Annotated in this window: 1 protein-coding gene and 1 pseudogene; both read right to left on the reverse strand. The window is 70.3% G+C overall.

Going from position 1 to position 1,099, the window contains the following annotated elements; genetic code table 11:
• A pseudogene (locus JaAD80_RS29820) lies at positions 1–557 on the reverse strand (ABC transporter permease); the annotation flags it as partial.
• A 64-nt stretch (positions 558–621) separates the two neighbouring features.
• A partial coding sequence (locus JaAD80_RS31150) for a hypothetical protein (RefSeq protein ID WP_219726915.1) occupies positions 622–1,099 on the reverse strand: 478 nt, incomplete at its 5' end.

The raw sequence follows: 1,099 nt of genomic DNA on the forward strand, positions 1-1,099 counted from the left end.
GCCATGGCGCACACGGGCAGCAGCAGGTGCTGCGCGCGCTCGCGCCAGGCTGCCATGCCCGTCCGCGTGGAAAACGGCGCCATGGCGCCATTGCTGGGCAGCCATTCCAGGCCGTAGGCGAACAGCATCACCAGGCCCATCGCCAGGGCAAAGGGCGGGACGCTGTCGAGCGCCAGGGTGGCGGCCGTCAGCACGCGGTCCATCGCCCTGCCCTGCGCGAACGCGGCCTCGATGCCCAGCACCACGCCCAGCAGCAGGGCCAGCGCCAGCGCGCAGGCCACCAGCAGCACGGTCCACGGCAGGTGCTGCGCCAGCAGGTCCGCCACCGGCATGCCATGGCGGATGGAATAGCCAAGGTCGAACCGCAGCAACTGCGCCAGGTGCGCCAGGTACAGCTGCCACAGCGGCTGCCCGCCGCCCAGGCCATGGCGCGCCAGCAGGGCGTCGCGTTCTGCCGCATCGAGTTCGATCAGCGCATCCTGCCCCAGCAAGGCCGTGACGGGGTCGCCCGGCATGAGCAGCGGCAGCGCGAAGTCGAGGCTGACAAGCGCCAGCAAGGCCAGCGCATAGCCTGCGGCGCGCCGGCCCAGGAAGGAAAAAGCGCTCAGCGTCGGCTCCCGTCTACTGCACGAACATCAGTTTGTTCAGCGGCAGCGAGATGCCGACGGCGATGCCGCCCGGCGTGAACCACGGCCGCAGGCGCGCATTGGCCGCCGTGATCCACTGCGGCGAATACAGGAAAAAGGCCGGCAGCTCGTCGGCATAGATGGCCTGGGCGCGGTCGAGCAGCGCGCGCCGCTTGGCCACGTCGACGGTGCCGACCTGCTGCTGCAGCAGCTCCAGCAGGTCGGCGCGGCGGAAGGCATCGCTGTAAGCGCCGTTGCCCGCCGTTTGCCGCAGCATGCTTTCCGGATCGCCATTGCTGCCCTGGCTGACAAGGGCCAGGTCGAAATCGGCGGCGGCGATGCGCGCGCCCAGGATGCCGCTGTCCATGATGCGCACATTGACTTCCATGCCCAGCTTTTTCCAGCTGGCCGGCCAGCTGGCTGGCGGGCCGCGCCAGGCTGCGCGCCGCCGCCAGTTCCAGCACCCAGGGCTT

The sequence above is a fragment of the Janthinobacterium sp. AD80 genome (genome assembly GCF_002878455.1).
GTDB lineage: Bacteria > Pseudomonadota > Gammaproteobacteria > Burkholderiales > Burkholderiaceae_D > Janthinobacterium.